Origin of the sequence: Stappia indica, assembly GCF_020177335.1 — a bacterium.
Classification (GTDB): Bacteria; Pseudomonadota; Alphaproteobacteria; order Rhizobiales; family Stappiaceae; genus Stappia; species Stappia indica_B.
In genome coordinates this window covers 238,964-254,477 of record NZ_JAIVMG010000001.1, presented here as the reverse complement: position 1 = coordinate 254,477, position 15,514 = coordinate 238,964, and the positions used below count along the sequence as shown (strand labels likewise).

General features: G+C 64.3%; 17 protein-coding genes and 2 tRNA genes. All 19 read right to left on the bottom strand.

Annotated features, from left to right (window positions below):
• Positions 1-26 precede the first annotated feature (26 nt).
• Positions 27-1,328 (bottom strand): NADH-quinone oxidoreductase subunit NuoF, encoded by a 1,302-nt coding sequence (gene nuoF / locus LC062_RS01110; RefSeq protein ID WP_224909189.1) that lies wholly within the window; start codon positions 1,326-1,328, stop codon positions 27-29.
• A gap of 14 nt (positions 1,329-1,342) precedes the next feature.
• Positions 1,343-2,449 (bottom strand): NADH-quinone oxidoreductase subunit NuoE, encoded by a 1,107-nt coding sequence (gene nuoE / locus LC062_RS01105; RefSeq protein ID WP_224909188.1) that lies wholly within the window; start codon positions 2,447-2,449, stop codon positions 1,343-1,345.
• Positions 2,449-3,633, bottom strand: a complete 1,185-nt coding sequence (locus LC062_RS01100; RefSeq protein WP_224909187.1) for an NADH-quinone oxidoreductase subunit D — start codon at positions 3,631-3,633, stop codon at positions 2,449-2,451. Before LC062_RS01100 ends, nuoE begins: the two co-directional genes overlap by 1 nt.
• Positions 3,626-4,060 carry a GFA family protein gene (locus LC062_RS01095; protein ID WP_455678351.1) on the bottom strand — a complete coding sequence of 145 codons (435 nt, stop codon included), beginning with the start codon at positions 4,058-4,060 and terminating at the stop codon, positions 3,626-3,628. Before LC062_RS01095 ends, LC062_RS01100 begins: the two co-directional genes overlap by 8 nt.
• A gap of 12 nt (positions 4,061-4,072) precedes the next feature.
• Positions 4,073-4,672 carry an NADH-quinone oxidoreductase subunit C gene (locus tag LC062_RS01090; RefSeq protein WP_224909186.1) on the bottom strand — a complete coding sequence of 200 codons (600 nt, stop codon included), beginning with the start codon at positions 4,670-4,672 and terminating at the stop codon, positions 4,073-4,075.
• Between the two features lie 57 nt (positions 4,673-4,729).
• Positions 4,730-5,308, bottom strand: coding sequence for a NuoB/complex I 20 kDa subunit family protein (locus LC062_RS01085; RefSeq protein WP_181761457.1), 579 nt, complete (start codon positions 5,306-5,308; stop codon positions 4,730-4,732).
• A complete protein-coding gene (locus LC062_RS01080; RefSeq protein WP_181761458.1) occupies positions 5,299-5,664 on the bottom strand; it encodes an NADH-quinone oxidoreductase subunit A in 366 nt (121 codons plus the stop codon). Before LC062_RS01080 ends, LC062_RS01085 begins: the two co-directional genes overlap by 10 nt.
• Positions 5,665-6,066: 402 nt before the next feature.
• A tRNA-Asp gene (locus tag LC062_RS01075) sits at positions 6,067-6,143 on the bottom strand.
• Between the two features lie 45 nt (positions 6,144-6,188).
• A tRNA-Asp gene (locus LC062_RS01070) sits at positions 6,189-6,265 on the bottom strand.
• Positions 6,266-6,565: 300 nt separating this feature from the next.
• Entirely contained in the window at positions 6,566-7,903 is a 1,338-nt protein-coding gene (locus tag LC062_RS01065) for a M23 family metallopeptidase (RefSeq protein WP_224909185.1), read from the bottom strand.
• A gap of 338 nt (positions 7,904-8,241) precedes the next feature.
• Positions 8,242-8,946, bottom strand: coding sequence for a protein-L-isoaspartate(D-aspartate) O-methyltransferase (locus LC062_RS01060; RefSeq protein WP_224909184.1), 705 nt, complete (start codon positions 8,944-8,946; stop codon positions 8,242-8,244).
• Positions 8,947-9,013: 67 nt separating this feature from the next.
• Positions 9,014-9,772: a 5'/3'-nucleotidase SurE gene (surE, locus tag LC062_RS01055; protein WP_224909765.1), complete on the bottom strand. Its 759-nt coding sequence runs from the start codon at positions 9,770-9,772 to the stop codon at positions 9,014-9,016.
• Positions 9,772-11,052 carry a serine--tRNA ligase gene (gene serS / locus LC062_RS01050; protein ID WP_224909183.1) on the bottom strand — a complete coding sequence of 427 codons (1,281 nt, stop codon included), beginning with the start codon at positions 11,050-11,052 and terminating at the stop codon, positions 9,772-9,774. The genes surE and serS overlap by 1 nt, the downstream gene beginning before the upstream one ends.
• A 122-nt stretch (positions 11,053-11,174) precedes the next feature.
• The gene (tatC, locus tag LC062_RS01045) at positions 11,175-11,957 is read right to left on the bottom strand and encodes a twin-arginine translocase subunit TatC (RefSeq protein ID WP_224909182.1); all 783 of its coding nucleotides are present in this window, start codon (positions 11,955-11,957) and stop codon (positions 11,175-11,177) included.
• Positions 11,954-12,385, bottom strand: a complete 432-nt coding sequence (gene tatB, locus LC062_RS01040; protein WP_224909181.1) for a Sec-independent protein translocase protein TatB — start codon at positions 12,383-12,385, stop codon at positions 11,954-11,956. Before tatB ends, tatC begins: the two co-directional genes overlap by 4 nt.
• A gap of 121 nt (positions 12,386-12,506) precedes the next feature.
• Positions 12,507-12,737: a twin-arginine translocase TatA/TatE family subunit gene (locus tag LC062_RS01035; protein WP_224909180.1), complete on the bottom strand. Its 231-nt coding sequence runs from the start codon at positions 12,735-12,737 to the stop codon at positions 12,507-12,509.
• Between the two features lie 123 nt (positions 12,738-12,860).
• Positions 12,861-13,994 carry an ABC transporter ATP-binding protein gene (locus LC062_RS01030; RefSeq protein WP_224909179.1) on the bottom strand — a complete coding sequence of 378 codons (1,134 nt, stop codon included), beginning with the start codon at positions 13,992-13,994 and terminating at the stop codon, positions 12,861-12,863.
• The gene (scpB, locus tag LC062_RS01025) at positions 13,969-14,697 is read right to left on the bottom strand and encodes an SMC-Scp complex subunit ScpB (RefSeq protein ID WP_404829672.1); all 729 of its coding nucleotides are present in this window, start codon (positions 14,695-14,697) and stop codon (positions 13,969-13,971) included. Before scpB ends, LC062_RS01030 begins: the two co-directional genes overlap by 26 nt.
• Positions 14,693-15,502, bottom strand: a complete 810-nt coding sequence (locus LC062_RS01020) for a segregation and condensation protein A (protein WP_224909763.1) — start codon at positions 15,500-15,502, stop codon at positions 14,693-14,695. The genes scpB and LC062_RS01020 overlap by 5 nt, the downstream gene beginning before the upstream one ends.
• Between the last annotated feature and the right edge of the window lie 12 nt (positions 15,503-15,514).

Genomic DNA, 15,514 nt, shown 5'->3' with positions numbered 1-15,514 from the left:
TTGCGATCCGGTTGCCCGTCATGGCCCTACTCCGCCGCCATGGACGAAGCCGGAGCCCGGCGCTTGGCCGTGAACTCGTCGATACGTGCTTCGATCACCGGCCGGAAGTTCTTGATCAACCCCTGGATCGGCCATGCGGCCGCATCTCCAAGCGCACAGATCGTATGCCCTTCCACCTGCTTGGTGACATCGAACAGCATGTCGATTTCCTCGCGGGAGGCATTGCCCTCGACCATGCGTTCCATCACCCGCCACATCCAGCCCGTGCCCTCGCGGCATGGGGTGCACTGGCCGCAGCTCTCATGCTTGTAGAAGTAGGACAGCCGGGCAATCGCCTTGATGATGTCCGTGGAGCGATCCATCACGATCACCGCCGCGGTGCCAAGGCCAGAGCCTTGCGCCTTCAGACTGTCGAAGTCCATGCCGCAATCGATGATGTTCTCGGCGCTCACGCACGGCACGGAGGATCCGCCCGGGATCACTGCCAACAGGTTGTCCCAGCCACCGCGAATGCCGCCGCAATGCTTGTCGATCAGCTCGCGGAAGGAGATACCCATCTCCTCTTCCACCGTGCAGGGCGTGTTCACATGGCCGGACACGCAGAACAGCTTCGTACCGGTGTTGCCCGGCTTGCCGAGCCCGGCGAACCAGGCACCGCCGCGACGCAGGATCGTCGGCGCGACCGCGATGGATTCCACGTTGTTGACCGTGGTCGGGCAACCGTAGAGGCCGACATTCGCCGGGAACGGCGGCTTCAGCCGCGGCTGGCCCTTCTTGCCCTCAAGGCTTTCCAGCAGCGCGGTTTCCTCGCCGCAGATATAGGCGCCGGCGCCATGATGGACATAAATGTCGAAATCATAGCCGTTCTTGTTGTTCTTGCCGATCAGCCCGGCCTCATAGGCCTGGTCGATCGCCGCCTGCAGGCGCTCGCGCTCGCGGATGAACTCACCGCGCACATAGATGTAGGCGGCAATGGCTCCCATCGCGAAACCGGCGACAAGACAGCCTTCGACGAGCGTGTGCGGGTCGTGCCGCAGGATCTCGCGATCCTTGCAGGTGCCCGGCTCGGATTCGTCGGCGTTGACCACCAGATAGGCTGGCCGGCCATCGGATTCCTTGGGCATGAACGACCACTTCAGGCCGGTCGGGAAGCCCGCCCCGCCACGGCCGCGAAGGCCGGAGGTCTTCATTTCCTCGATGATCCAGTCGCGCCCCTTTTCGAGCAGCGCCTTGGTGCCATCCCACTGACCGCGCTTGCGCGCGCCTTCAAGGCCCCAATCGTGCAGCCCGTAGATGTTGGTAAAGATCCGGTCCTGGTCCGTCAGCATCCCTCGACCTCCCCTTAGCTCTTGCTCGAGGGCACGTCGCCCGTGTCGACGCGCCTGGAGAATTCGGTCTCGCCGCCGCTGGCAAGAAGCTTTGCCTGCTCGACCCACTCTTCGCGGTCGATCCGGCCCTTGAAGCTCAGCCGCGTGTCGACCCAGGCCTTGTTTTCCGCGTCCCAGCCGGCGATCTGATCGAAATGATAGACGCCCAGCTCGTTGAGGAGCTCCTCGATCTTCGGACCGACACCCTTGATCCGCTTCAGATCATCGGCGCCGTCACCGCGCGGTGCGGCCAGAAGCTCCGGCTCGCGCTCGGGCTGGTCACCGGCCGGCGACAGATCCAGACTTGCCTGCGCAGCCGGCTTCGCCGCTGCGGGGGCCGCAGCCTTCGCCGTGGAGACACCCGGAACGCCGTTGTAATCATGGCCGCCGTGATTGATCGACGGTCCGGCGAAGACATGGGACGCAGGCTCGGAGCCAGCCACCACATGCGGACAGGGATCCCCGCCCTTGGTGTCGTCCTTGATGTCCTCAAGCGACGTCACGCCACCTTCGGGGGCGGAAAACCGCCGCCCGTTCTGCGGACCCGGCGTTACCTCACGCCCGGCGGCGATGTCGTCGATCAGCGCTTCCAAGCTCTCCGGCGTCAGATCCTCATAGGTATCCTTGAAGATCTGGATCATCGGCGCGTTGACACAGGCACCGAGGCACTCGACCTCTTCCCAGGAGAAATCGCCATCTTCCGACAGCTCATGCGCATGGGCTGCGATCTTGCTCTTGCAGACCTTGATCAGGTCCTCCGCGCCGCGCAGCTGGCAGGGCGTGGTGCCGCAGACCTGGATATGCGCCTTCTTGCCCACCGGAGCGAGCTGGAACATGGTGTAGAAGGTCGCGACCTCCAGCACCCGGATATGCGGCATCGACAGCATATCCGCCACATAGCGGATCGCCGGCTCCGGCAACCATCCTGCGTGCTGCTCCTGCGCCCGCCACAGCAGCGGAATCACCGCGGAGGCGTGGCGGCCTTCCGGGTAGCGGGAGATCACTTTCTGTGCCCAGTCCAGATTGTCCGCCGTGAAGGCGAAGCTTTCGGGCTGCTCGGGGTGAAGGCGACGAACGGCCATTACCGGTCAACCTCTCCAAAGACGATATCGAGGGAACCGAGGACCGCCGACACGTCGGCCAGCATATGCCCGCGGCACAGGAAATCCATCGCTTGCAGATGCGCGTAACCCGGCGCCTTGATCTTGCAGCGATAGGGCTTGTTGCTTCCGTCGGAAACGAGATAGACGCCAAACTCGCCCTTGGGCGCCTCGACGGCGGCATACACCTCGCCTTCCGGAACCCGGTAGCCTTCGGTGTAAAGCTTGAAGTGATGGATCAACGCTTCCATAGACCGTTTCATCTCGCCGCGCTTCGGCGGGACGATCTTGCCGTCCATCGACGACACCGGCCCCTTCTCCACCGTCAGCTTCTCCAGGCACTGCTTCATCAGCCGCACCGACTGGCGCATCTCGTCCATGCGGATCAGGTATCGGTCGTAGCAATCGCCGTTCTTGCCGATGGGGATGTCGAAATCCAGCTCCGAATAGCACTCGTAGGGCTGCGACTTGCGCAGATCCCACGGCGCGCCGGACCCGCGCACCATCACGCCGGAGAACCCGCGTGCCCAGGCGTCTTCCAGCGAGACAACCCCGATATCGACGTTGCGCTGCTGGAAGATGCGGTTGCCGGTCAACAGCCCCTCGATGTCATCAAGGGTCTTGAGGAACGGATCGCAGAAATCCCAGATGTCGTCGAGCAGGTCATTCGGCAGGTCCTGATGCACGCCGCCCGGACGCACGAAGGCCGCATGCATGCGCGCACCGCAGGCCCGCTCATAGAACACCATCAACTCTTCGCGCGGCTCGAAACCCCAGAGCGGCGGCGTCAGCGCACCGACATCGAGCGCCTGGGTGGTCACGTTGAGCAGATGCGACAAGAGCCGGCCGATCTCGGAATAAAGCACCCGGATCAACTGCCCGCGCTTGGGCACCTCGACGCCGATCAGCTTCTCGACCGCCAGCGCGAAGGCATGTTCCTGGTTCATCGGCGCGACATAGTCGAGCCGGTCGAAATAGGGCACCGCCTGCAGGTAGGTCTTGTGCTCGATCAGCTTCTCGGTGCCGCGATGCAACAGACCGATATGCGGATCGACACGGGTCACAACCTCGCCGTCGAGCTCCAGCACCAGACGCAAAACGCCATGTGCCGCAGGGTGCTGCGGGCCAAAGTTGATATTGAAGTTACGGACCTGAGCCTCAGCCATGTTGAGGATCCTGGTTGGGCGCGAAGAGAGCAAACACCTCTGCGCCAGTCAGTTTTTGGGTCGAATTGGCAAACGAATAGGCGTCTGGCTTTTCGTCGATGAAGATCTCGGTCGTGAACGCGAAGGACGCGGGATCGTCGAACGCCGGGGCCGCGACGGAAATGTGCGATCCGTCGCGCATGCGCCACATCAGCGACGAGCCACAGTTCTTGCAGAACACGCGCTCGCCGTAGTCGGAGGAGCCATAGACACCGACCGCCGCCGGATCTTCGAACTCCACGTCCTTGCATTCCACCGCCATGAAGGCACCGCCACTCCAGCGCCGGCACATCGAACAGTGGCACACAGCCATCTCACGGGCTGTCGGCTCCGCGGAAAAGCGAACGGCACCGCACAGACAACCGCACTGAAGCCTCTCGTCAGCCATAGCCTCGCCCCCTCAGCTCGCCTTCTCGTCGCCCGGCAGCACGTAATCCGTACCCTCCCAAGGCGACATGAAATCGAAATCGCGGAACTCCTGAGTGAGGCGAACCGGCTGATAGACGACCCGCTTCTTCTCGTCGTCGTAGCGCACTTCGACATAACCGGTGAGCGGGAAGTCCTTGCGCAGCGGGAAACCGTCGAAGCCGTAATCGGTCAGGATCCGCCGAAGATCGGGGTGCCCGGAGAACAGCACGCCATACATGTCGTAGGTTTCGCGCTCGAACCACTCCGCCCCGGCAAAGACATCGACGATCGAGGGCACCGGCGTGTCCTCATCCGTGCGCACCTTCACCCGGATCCTGAGGTTCTGCTTCGGCGACAGGAAGTGGTAGACCACCTCGAAGCGCTTCTCGCGCGCCGGATAGTCCACACCGCACAGATCCGTCAGGTTGACGAACTGGCAGCTCCCGTCGTCGCGCAGGAACCGGACCACGGAGACGATCTCGGAGGCGCGCGCCTCAACGTTCAGTTCCCCGTGGGCCACCGTGTAGCCATCGATGGCGTCTCCGAGGGTTGCTTGAATGTGATCACCAAGTTCAGCGAGCGTTTCGTCCATAGCCGTGATCCGTATGCCGGGAGGGTGTCCAGCGATCGTTCCGTGAAAGCCGGCCGATCAGCGCTCGATCGTACCGGTTCTGCGTATCTTCTTCTGCAACAGCAGCACGCCGTAAAGCAGCGCCTCAGCCGTCGGCGGGCAACCCGGAACATAGATGTCCACGGGCACCACCCGATCGCAGCCCCGCACGACCGAGTAGGAATAGTGATAGTATCCGCCGCCATTGGCGCAGGAGCCCATCGAGATGACATAGCGCGGCTCTGGCATCTGGTCATAGACCTTGCGCAGCGCCGGAGCCATCTTGTTGGTCAGCGTACCGGCAACGATCATCACATCGGACTGGCGCGGTGAGGCGCGCGGGGCAAAGCCGAACCGCTCCGCGTCGTAACGCGGCATCGACATCTGCATCATTTCCACGGCGCAGCAGGCCAGACCGAAGGTCATCCACATCAGAGAGCCGGTACGGGCCCACTGGATCAGATTGTCGGTCGCGGTGACGACGAAGCCCTTGTCGGCCAACTCGTCGTTGATTTCCAGAAAGAACGGATCATTCGCCCCAACCGGCTTGCCGGTGTTCGGATCGATGATTCCCTTTGGAGCCTGGGCCACGAGCGGCTCGCCCGATGTCAGTCCCATTCCAGCGCCCCCTTCTTCCATTCGTAGATAAAGCCGATCGTCAACACACCGAGAAACGCCATCATCGACCAGAAGCCGTACCAGCCGAGATCACCGAACGCGACCGCCCAGGGAAACAGGAAGGCCACTTCGAGATCGAAGATGATGAACAGCAGCGACACCAGATAGAAGCGGATGTCGAACTTCATGCGCGCATCATCGAAGGCGTTGAACCCGCACTCATAGGCGGACAGCTTTTCCGAATCGGGATTCTTGTAGGCGAGAATGAACGGCGAGATCAGGAGTGCAAGGCCGATGACCAGCGACACCCCGAGGAAAACGAGGATCGGCACATACTCTCTCAGCAGCTCTTCCATGGTCCATCTTGTCCTTGCGCCAAGCCCCGAACCGCCGCGCGGCGACCGTTCGTCCCGCGTCTCGCGGCCCAGCCTGTTTCAGGCGATCATTCGGCGCGAGCGTCACTGCGGCGCGTCAGCCGAACTCATGGGGGCACGCTTAGCCCACGCTTCCCGGCAACGCAAGCCCAACAAGGTGCTAATCCCGCGCGCGATATCGCAACTGCGAAAACAAGTTGTCGCAGCGCCCCGCTTCGGCGCGGCCCGCTGCGGACACACCACGCCCCCTGTTCACGCACCGCAGCGGAACCGGAAAGGACTCACCGGGCAGCAACACCCGCACGCGAAACAGGAAAAGGCCCTTGCGGGCCATCCTGTTCGCATCGAACTGTAAGGATAGACGTCTTGGGACCGTTCGGCGAGTGGCGCGAGTGACGGGGCTCGAACCCGCGACCTCCGGCGTGACAGGCCGGCACTCTAACCAACTGAGCTACACCCGCTCGCCTCATCCGCATGTCGCGGACCGGTCTCCTTCTCCAGGTGAGTGGCGCGAGTGACGGGGCTCGAACCCGCGACCTCCGGCGTGACAGGCCGGCACTCTAACCAACTGAGCTACACCCGCTCACCTCGGGGCGACCAACTGGCCGCCGGGAGTGGCGGTGATGTACGGCGACCGGCCGAACAAGTCAAGCGCTTCAAACCGACCTTCATGACGTTTCCATGGCAATTGGCAGTTTCTCGCCGCAGGAACTCCCAATCCTGCCGCACGCGCTTGTGGAAAACAACCCGCGCGACGCCGCCGGCACTTTTAGGGGATTCGCCCCTCGCCGCACTCGCAGAACAAAAAACGGACCGTCAGTCGCCTGGCGGTCCGTTTGCGTACAAAGTTCCATTCCGCCACACGGCGACCCCTGACGCCCCGTTAAAGGCGCGCCAGATACTGCATCGGATCGACGGGCTTGTTCCCGCGCCGCAGCTCGAAATGCAGTTGCGGCTGGGTCACGGACCCGGTCGACCCGGCCTTGGCGACAACCGCCCCCCGACGGATGGAATCGCCCCGCTTCACCAGCAATTCGCTGTTATGCGCATAGGCCGACACCCAACCATCATCGTGACGGATCAGCACCAGGTTGCCATAGCCCTTCAGCTCATTGCCGGCATAGATCACGGTGCCATCGTCGACCGCCTTGATGTCCGCCCCCTCGGGAACGGCAAGATTGATTCCGTCATTGCGCGTACCGCCCGGCTTGGAGCCGAACTCGGAGATGATTCGACCGCGCACCGGCCAGCGGAACCGACGCACACTGTCATCCGTTTCCGGCCGCGACACCTCGATCGGCTTGGTCGGTGCGGCATCGACGGGCTTTGACGGCTTGACCGCGGCAGCCGTGGCCGGCGTCACCGCCGCCGTGCGGATACTATTCGTCGCGCGCTTGGCAGGCTTGCTCTTGGGAAACGCCTGGAGCGTTGCCGCTGGCACGGTCTGGGCGGTGGAGGCCACCTGCACCGTGGCCGACGGCTTGGCACTGGGACGCGGCACCGCCGCAAGCGCGCCGCCGGAGCGGGCACTTCCCGGAATGGACCCGGTCACGCTCGGGGCCGGACCAGCCGGAGGCAAGCGCACCGGCGCCGACGCCGTCGCAGCCGGCCGTGTCGCCCCGGTGGAGCGGGCGCCATAGACATAGGTCGGAATCACCACCTGCTGACCGGCCGCGAAGCGGCCATTGGGCGGCACATTGTTGATCTCCGCCAGAACGTACTGGGGAATTCCGTAGCGCCGGGCCATCGACGACACCGAGTCGCCCGAACGGGCGCTCACCTGAGTCGCCCCGGCCGTGGTCCAGCCACGCACGGTTCGAGGGGACACGGTCGCGGCGTCCACCGCCGGCGCCGGCGCGGTTGCGACCGGGCGGGACGTCGCCACCACCTGTCCGGTGTTCGTACGCGGAACCGGCTTTGGCGCCACGCGCGCCTGTTGATGGGAGCCGCTGGAGGAAGACACCGACGGGATCGAGCCCGTTGCCATGTCGCGATTGGATGACGTAGCTGGCGGCAGAGCCGCCCGTGTCACCGGCTGCGTCTTCGCAGGCCCGGCCACCACGTCATCGAAACTGGGTTGGCTCGCCGACCCGCTCATCAAAAGAGCGCGCTGGTTGTCGGTATTGCCGGTGAAGATCGGCTCCTCGAAGCGCTCGACACCGCCGCTGCACCCCGCCGCCAGGGCGGCAAACACCACCACCAGCGCCGTCCTGGACAGCAATCGCGAAGAAATTCTGGAAACCTGATTTGACATGGCGCTACTCGGACCCAAACACCTGAAGTCTCTTGTCCCGATTAAAGCTCGGTAAGGTTGACAAAGACTTAAGTCTGGGGAAAAGCGCCATCTGCCCCGAGGTTCGCGGCGCCGCTACGACCAGCATTCACTGTGCGAATGGCCTGTATCAACGCGGCCGTTTTCCGCTGGGTCAGGCGGCGCACAACACGGCCATCAGCACCACGCCGGCGTCACCATCATGGTAAACGCCGGGCGCAGAGCCGAAGCACGTCTTGATCGCGGGAAACTTTTCTGCTTACGACGAATCGGCAGCACGAACACTATTAGAGACGGGAGGCAACGCCCTCGACCAGGGGCACGAACCGTACCTCCTGCAAGGCCCGGGTGACCATGGTCGCCCCCTTCTTCTCCGCCAGCGTCAGAACCTGGACGCCCCCTTTCGGGCCAACCGGCATGATCAGTTTTCCACCATCGGCCAGCTGATCCAACAGCGCGGGCGGGATTTCCGGCCCCGCCGCCGTCACGATGATCCGGTCGAACGGCGCCTTCTCCGGCAGGCCTTCGAGACCATCCCCATGATGAACCGTCACCGACGCAATCTTGAGGGTCGAAAGCCGCTCGCGGGCAAGGTCGGCAAGGGTGCGGTAGCGCTCGATACTGTGCACCTCCCGGCTCAGATGCCCCAGCACCGCCGCCTGGTAACCCGACCCGGTTCCGACCTCCAGCACCTTGTGTTCAGGCGCAATGTCGAGCGCGGCGGTCATCCACGCCACCACGGTCGGCTGGGAAATGGTCTGGCCGCACTCGATCGGCAAGGCCGTATCGGTGTGAGCGTGCTTTTGCAGCGCGGCGGAGAGGAACAGGCGGCGAGGTACCCGCTCGATGGCCGACAGCACCCGGTTGTCGCGAATGCCGCCGGAGCGCAGCCGCAACGTCAGAGCGGCAATTGCCTCCCGATCCGCCTCCTCTTGCGGGGAAGGGGTCGCCGCCGGCCCCTCGCCGGCATTGTCCTTGTCGAAATCGCCCACGTCATGTCCTCCCTGATCGCGCGGCCATCCCTCAAGGGGCGCTCTGGCCGCGCGACCGGCTCGCTAATCAGCCAACCAGGGCCGACAGATCGGCGAGCACGTCATGTGCGGTCAGATCGAGCTTCAGCGGTGTCACGGAAATGTTGCCGCGCGCCAGCGCCGCCAGGTCGGTATCCTCCGGCGGCGTCTCTTCGCCGCTGCGGAAGCCAAGCCAGAAATAGGGAACGCCGCGCCCGTCCTTGCGCGCATCCAGCGCCAGCTCGCTGACCTTGCGCTTGCCCTGACGGGTCACCGCCACCTCACCCACCGCGTCGGGCTCGCAGGCGGGGAAGTTGAGGTTGAGCAAGGTATCGGGCGGGAAGGAGAAATTCAGCAGCCGGTCAATCAGCGCCGGCGCATGGGCCACCGCCGTATCATAGTTCGGCCGCTCGCCGGGCGCCCAGTTATAGGCCTGCGACAGGGCCATGGAGCGAATGCCCATCAAGGTGCCTTCCATCGCCCCGGCGATGGTGCCCGAATAGGTCACGTCATCGGCTGCGTTCTGGCCCCGGTTCACCCCGGACAGGATCAGGTCCGGCCGGTCCGGCATCACCTCACGCACGCCCATGATGACGCAATCGGTCGGCGTGCCGCGCACCGAAAAGCGCCGGTCGCCCAGCTTGCGGAAGCGCAACGGGTCATGCAGCGTCAGCGAATGGGCAACGCCGCTCTGGTCGGTTTCCGGCGCCACGATCCACACATCGTCGGACAGCTCGCGGGCAATCTTCTCCAGGGCGACCAGGCCATCCGCCTCGATCCCGTCGTCGTTGGTCAACAGAATGCGCATCATTCGCCCCCGATCTTTTCCAGTCCGCCCATGTAGGGGCGCAGCGCGTCCGGGACGATCACACCGCCATCCTCGCATTGATAGTTTTCAAGCACGGCGATCAGCGCCCGCCCGACGGCAATGCCCGAGCCGTTCAGCGTATGCACGAACTTCAGCCCCTTCTCGCCCTCGCTGCGATAGCGGGCGTTCATGCGCCGCGCCTGGAAATCGCCGCAGACCGAACAGCTCGAAATTTCCCGATACGCATTCTGACCCGGCAGCCAGACCTCGATGTCATAGGTCTTGCGCGCGGCAAAGCCCATATCGCCTGCCGACAGGGTCATCACCCGATACGGCAGCTCCAGCCGCTGAAGCACCGTCTCGGCGCAGCCCACCATCCGCTCAAGCTCATCGAGCGACGAATCCGGCGTGGTGACCGATACCAGCTCGCACTTCCAGAACTGGTGCTGACGCAGCATGCCGCGTACATCGCGCCCGGCCGAACCGGCCTCCGAGCGGAAACAGGGGGTCAGCGCCGTCACCCGGATCGGCAGCGCCGCTTCATCGAGGCTCGCGCCAGCAACCATGTTGGTCAGCGGCACCTCGGCGGTCGGGATCAACCAGCGGTCATCGGTGGTTCGGAACAGGTCCTCGGAAAACTTCGGAAGCTGGGAGGTGCCATAGAGCGCTTCGTCACGCACCAGCAGCGGCGGCGAGACTTCCGTATAGCCGTGCTCACCGGTCTGCAGATCCATCATGAACTGACCGAGGGCGCGTTCCAGCCGGGCGATCTGCCCCTTGAGAAGCACGAAGCGCGATCCGGACATCACCGCAGCGGTCTCGAAGGCCATGCCCTCGGCGCCGGCGGCGATATCGAAATGTTCCTTGGCCTCAAAGGCGAACTCTCTCGGCGTGCCGACCCGGCGCAGCTCCACATTGGCGCTTTCGTCGAGCCCCTCGGGCACGTCGTCATGCGGCATGTTCGGCAACTCGCTCAAGGCGCGCGTCAGCTCGGCGGTGAGCTCGCGCTCTGCTTCCTCGCCCTCATGCAGCGCCGACTTGAGCTTGGCAACTTCCTCGATCAGCGCGCGGGCACGCTCCTCATCGCCGGACGCCTTTGCCTTGCCGATATCCTTGGAGGCGGCGTTACGCCGTTCCTGCGCCTGCTGCAGCGAGGCGATGTGCTCCCGCCGCCGGTCGTCGAGCGCGATCAGCCGTGCGGCCTGCGGCTCCAGCCCCCGCCGCGCCATCGCGCGGTCAAACGCCGCGTCATTGTCGCGGATCCACTTGATATCAAACATGCAACAACCCCGGGATTGGCCATGACGGCCATTATACGCACCGGCCCGAAACCCGAACCGGTGCCGTACAGATCTTGCCAGCGGAGGTGGAAACGGCGGACCGGCCCGATTGCCGGGGCCGATCAGTCTTCCGCTTCGGCGGCTTCCCGTTCGGCGCGTTTCTTCTCCACCAGCCTGACGCAGATGATGGACACTTCGTAGAGAAGCAGGGTGGGGAGCGCAAGACCGATCTGGCTGATCGGATCGGGCGGCGTCAGGATCGCCGCCATGACAAAACCGATGACGATGGCGTATTTCCGCTTCGCCCGCAGCCCCTCGGCGGAGACGATCCCGACCCGGCCAAGCAGGGTCAGCAGCACCGGCAGCTGGAACACCAGGCCAAAGGCGAAGATCAGCGTCATGATCAGGCCGAGATACTCGCTGACCCGGGCGATCAACTGCACCTTGGTCTGACCATCGACGCCATCCTGTTCCATGGACAGGAAGAAGCCCATGGCCATCGGCATGACCAGGAAAAACACCAGGCAGGCACCGATGACGAACAGGATCGGCGTCGCCACCAGGAACGGCAGGAAAGCACCGCGCTCATGCTTGTAGAGCCCCGGCGCCACGAACATGTAGATCTGCGAGGCAATCACCGGAAAGGCAATGAACAGGGCGCCGAAAAACGCCAGTTTCAACTGGGTGAAGAACCATTCCTGCGGCGCGGTATAGATCATCTCCACCGGATGCCCGGCGGCTCGCTCATAAGGAATGACGAGGATGTTGTAGATGTCCTGCGCAAAGTAGAAACAGACGACGAAGGCAACCAGGATCGCGATCACCGTGCGCAACAACCGTTGGCGCAGCTCGATCAGGTGCTCGATCAACGGCGCCTTGGAGGATTCGATGTCTTCCTGTGTCATGCCTTGGAATCACCCGCCGCCTTCGGTTGCTCGCCTGCCGGCTCGCTCTGGACCGCCGCCTTGTCGCCTGGGGCGACCGGTGCCGGCGGCACCTCCGCCGCCGATGCGGAGGCGCTGGCGGCAGCCTCTGCCTTGGCCTTCCTGGCGGCTTTCCTCTTGGTGTCTTCCTCGATCGTGCGCTTCAGATCGCCGAGCGGATCGAGGTTGCCCACCTTCTCCACCTCCGCCTTCATATCCGCGATATCGGCCTGCTGCTCCGCCTCCCGAAGCGCATCGTTGAAGGTCGACTGAAACTCGTTCGCCATACGCCGTACCTTGCCCAGGGTCTGGCCAAAGGTGCGCAACATGCGAGGCAGGTCCTTGGGTCCGACGACCAGAACCATGACGACGGCGACAACAAGCAGTTCCGTCCAGCCGATATCGAACATGAGCGTCCGTTTTCCGCGGTAAGAAGGTCGTGAAGGCGAAGCGTGGTCACTCCGGATCGCAGCAAGGGGCGTCGCCCGCGCGCGCGAAACCGGTCACGCTGGATGAGTCAGCCCGCGCTGTTCAGCCGGCCTTCGTCTTGTCCTCGGACTTGGTCATCGTGACCGCGTCGTCGGCCTTGTGATCGATGGTCTTCGCCGTCTCGGCCGGCGCATCGTCATCTTCATTGAGCCCCTTCTTGAAGCTCTTGATTCCCTTGGCCACGTCTCCCATCAACTCGGAGATCTTGCCGCGCCCGAACAGCAGAACAACGATCACCGCAATGATCAGGATCTGCCAAACACTGATACCCATACGCCCAACTCCTCGGTCTGTCCGGTGCCCGCGCTCCGGCGCGGCACTATTGCAACAAAGCGCAAGCAATCGCAACAGAAGCCTTGCGCTTCTTCGGCGTCAAACTGCGATACTCATCGACTGTCAGCTATCGTCATCCTGTCGGGCAAAGGCGAGCACGTCCCGCTCGTCCAGTCGCACCCCGACATCCATGCCCACGGCAAAGCGGCCGCCATCGCGAATCCGCGCCTTGATCGGCAGGTCGAGCCCTTCGACCGCGACATCGACCAGATCCACCTCGCCAATGAAGCGCCGGCGCAGGACGCGCCCCGCGCGCCCCTCGCCCGGTTCCCCGAGAATAACACCTTGCGGCCGAACACACACGTCCAGCGCATCACCGGGAGAAATTCCGGGCGCGGCGAACCGGCCGAAGGCGGTCTCCACCTCGCCGGTGCCGGCGACCGCATCGATCTCGTTGAGCTCGGAAAAGAACCGAGCGACGAACATGTCCGCCGGATGATTGTAAAGATCGTCCGCGCCGCCGAGCTGTACCAGCCGCCCTTTTCGCATCAGGGCAATCCGGTCGCCCATGCGCATCGCCTCTTCCGGATCATGCGTGACCAGCACGCAGGTCGCCCGGGTTTCGCGCAGCACCGACAGGGTTTCGTCGCGCACGGCATCGCGCAGGCGCCGGTCGAGCCCGGAGAACGGCTCGTCCATCAGGAGAACGCCGGGGCGCGGGGCAATGGCCCGGGCCAGCGCCACCCGCTGCTGCTCGCCGCCCGACAGGGCATGAGGATAGTCGTCCGCGTAGTCGGCGAGTCCGACCCGGGTCAACGCCACCACGGCTTCGTGCCGGGCCTCGCTCTTCGCCAGATGGGTAAGACCGAAAGCAACATTGTCGGCGATGGTCAGATGCGGAAACAGCGCGTAGTCCTGGAACATCAACCCAACGCCGCGCTTTTCCGGCGGCAGGAAGCAGTTCGGGCCGGCCACCTCGCGTTCGTTGATGAGCACCCGCCCCGCGCTCTGCCGTTCCACGCCGGCGGCAATCCGCAGCAACGTCGTCTTGCCGCAGCCGGAATGACCGAGCAGGCACAGCACCTCGCCCGGCTCCACCGCCAGCGTGACATCGCGCACCGCCGCCAGCCCGGCATAGTCGTGACTGACATGCTCGAAGGTCAGACGCGCGGCGATCGTCGCGGCGGCGGTCCCCCGCACGCCCCAGCGCTTCGCCGGCACGAGAGTGCGATCATCCGGTTTGGTCATCACGGTCATCTAGCGGTCCATCGCCCTCAAGAGGAAGTTCGTACATATGCTCATCGTCGATCGGATCCTCTTCCTCGCGAAGATCCGGCGAATCATCCGGGGACGGCACCTGGAACCCGGCCGGAATGGCACTGTCGAGCAGCCCTGTCCCCTTCAGCTCTTCAAGCCCCGGCAGATCGCCCACCGAGGTGAGCATGAAATGCTCCAGAAACTCCGCGGTCGTGCCATAGGTCACGGGCCGTCCCGGCGTGCGCCGCCGGCCGCGCATGCGGATCCATCCGGTCTCCAGCAGCACGTCCAGCGTCCCCTTGGACGTGGACACGCCGCGAATTTCCTCGATCTCCGCCCGGGTCACCGGTTGGTGATAGGCGATGATGGCGAGGGTTTCCAGCGCCGCGCGCGACAGCTTGCGTTCTTCCACCTGCTCCCGATGCAGCAGATAGGCCAGGTCCTCGGCGGTGCGAAACCCCCAGCGGCCCTCGACCTCCACCACATTGACCCCGCGCGTGGCATAGATCCCCTGCAGTTCCTTCACCAGCGACCGCACATTGATGCCGCGCGGCAGGCGCGCGCGAATCTCGTCCAGACTCAAGAGTTCGCTGGAGGCGAACAGCAGCGCCTCGATCATTCGCAACGCCCCGCGCCGGTCGGCACCGAGATCGCGCGCGCTTGCCTCGTCATCTATCCGCTGGGACGCGCCTTCCACGTCAATCCTCGTCTTGTTCGGGCCCGGTGACGGGCTTCAGGTCCTGTGGACGGCGCCGCAGATAAAGCGGAGCGAACGGCCCGCTCTGGCGCAGTTCGATTTCGCCTTCACGCACCAGTTCCAGACTGGCGGAAAAGGTGCTGGCCAGCACCGTGCTGGCCTGCTCCCGATCCCGCTGAATGTAGCGCATCAGATAAGCATCGAGCGGCGCCCAGTCCACCGTTGATCCCAACAGGCGGGTCAAGAGGTCGCGGGCCTCCTGCAGCGACCAGACCGTGCGCCGGCGCACATGCACCGACGTGACCGAGCTGCGCTGACGCTGCGCCGCGTAGCCGGTGAGAAGGTCGTAGAGCGATGCGCTCCAGCGGCTGTGCCGCTCGATGGAAACGGTTTCCGGCCGCCCCCGGGCAAACACGTCGCGGCCAAGCCGGTTGCGGCTCATCAGCTTCGCGGCCGCGTCCCGCATTGCTTCCAGCCGGCGCAGGCGAAAGGCCAGCGCGGCGGCCATTTCCTCACCACTCAGCGCATCCTCATCCTTCTGCTCGGGAATCAGGAGCCGTGATTTCAGATAGGCAAGCCACGCCGCCATCACCAGATAGTCGGCGGCCAGCTCCAACCGCAGGCGCCGCGCCTCGGCCACGAACTCCAGATACTGTTCGACAAGGGCCAGGATCGAGATCCGCGCGAGGTCCACCTTCTGCTTGCGCGCCAGCGTCAACAGAAGGTCGAGCGGTCCCTCAAAGCCTTCCACGTCGACGACAAGCGCGGGATCGGTGCTGGCCCGGTCTTCCCGAGCCTCCGTTTGCGTCATGCCATCCAGAAA

What these genes read in the sequence shown, in the direction of transcription:
- LC062_RS01030 (WP_224909179.1), bottom strand. Translation starts at nt 13,994, where the DNA reads ATGACCGTGATGACCAAACCGGATGATCGCACTCTCGTGCCGGCGAAG.
- LC062_RS01080 (WP_181761458.1), bottom strand. Translation starts at nt 5,664, where the DNA reads ATGGAAGAGCTGCTGAGAGAGTATGTGCCGATCCTCGTTTTCCTCGGG.
- nuoF (WP_224909189.1), bottom strand. Translation starts at nt 1,328, where the DNA reads ATGCTGACGGACCAGGACCGGATCTTTACCAACATCTACGGGCTGCAC.
- LC062_RS01085 (WP_181761457.1), bottom strand. Translation starts at nt 5,308, where the DNA reads ATGGGACTGACATCGGGCGAGCCGCTCGTGGCCCAGGCTCCAAAGGGA.
- LC062_RS01100 (WP_224909187.1), bottom strand. Translation starts at nt 3,633, where the DNA reads ATGGCTGAGGCTCAGGTCCGTAACTTCAATATCAACTTTGGCCCGCAG.
- LC062_RS01090 (WP_224909186.1), bottom strand. Translation starts at nt 4,672, where the DNA reads ATGGACGAAACGCTCGCTGAACTTGGTGATCACATTCAAGCAACCCTC.
- LC062_RS01035 (WP_224909180.1), bottom strand. Translation starts at nt 12,737, where the DNA reads ATGGGTATCAGTGTTTGGCAGATCCTGATCATTGCGGTGATCGTTGTT.
- LC062_RS01095 (WP_455678351.1), bottom strand. Translation starts at nt 4,060, where the DNA reads ATGGCTGACGAGAGGCTTCAGTGCGGTTGTCTGTGCGGTGCCGTTCGC.
- LC062_RS01020 (WP_224909763.1), bottom strand. Translation starts at nt 15,502, where the DNA reads ATGACGCAAACGGAGGCTCGGGAAGACCGGGCCAGCACCGATCCCGCG.
- tatC (WP_224909182.1), bottom strand. Translation starts at nt 11,957, where the DNA reads ATGACACAGGAAGACATCGAATCCTCCAAGGCGCCGTTGATCGAGCAC.
- nuoE (WP_224909188.1), bottom strand. Translation starts at nt 2,449, where the DNA reads ATGGCCGTTCGTCGCCTTCACCCCGAGCAGCCCGAAAGCTTCGCCTTC.
- surE (WP_224909765.1), bottom strand. Translation starts at nt 9,772, where the DNA reads ATGCGCATTCTGTTGACCAACGACGACGGGATCGAGGCGGATGGCCTG.
- serS (WP_224909183.1), bottom strand. Translation starts at nt 11,052, where the DNA reads ATGTTTGATATCAAGTGGATCCGCGACAATGACGCGGCGTTTGACCGC.
- tatB (WP_224909181.1), bottom strand. Translation starts at nt 12,385, where the DNA reads ATGTTCGATATCGGCTGGACGGAACTGCTTGTTGTCGCCGTCGTCATG.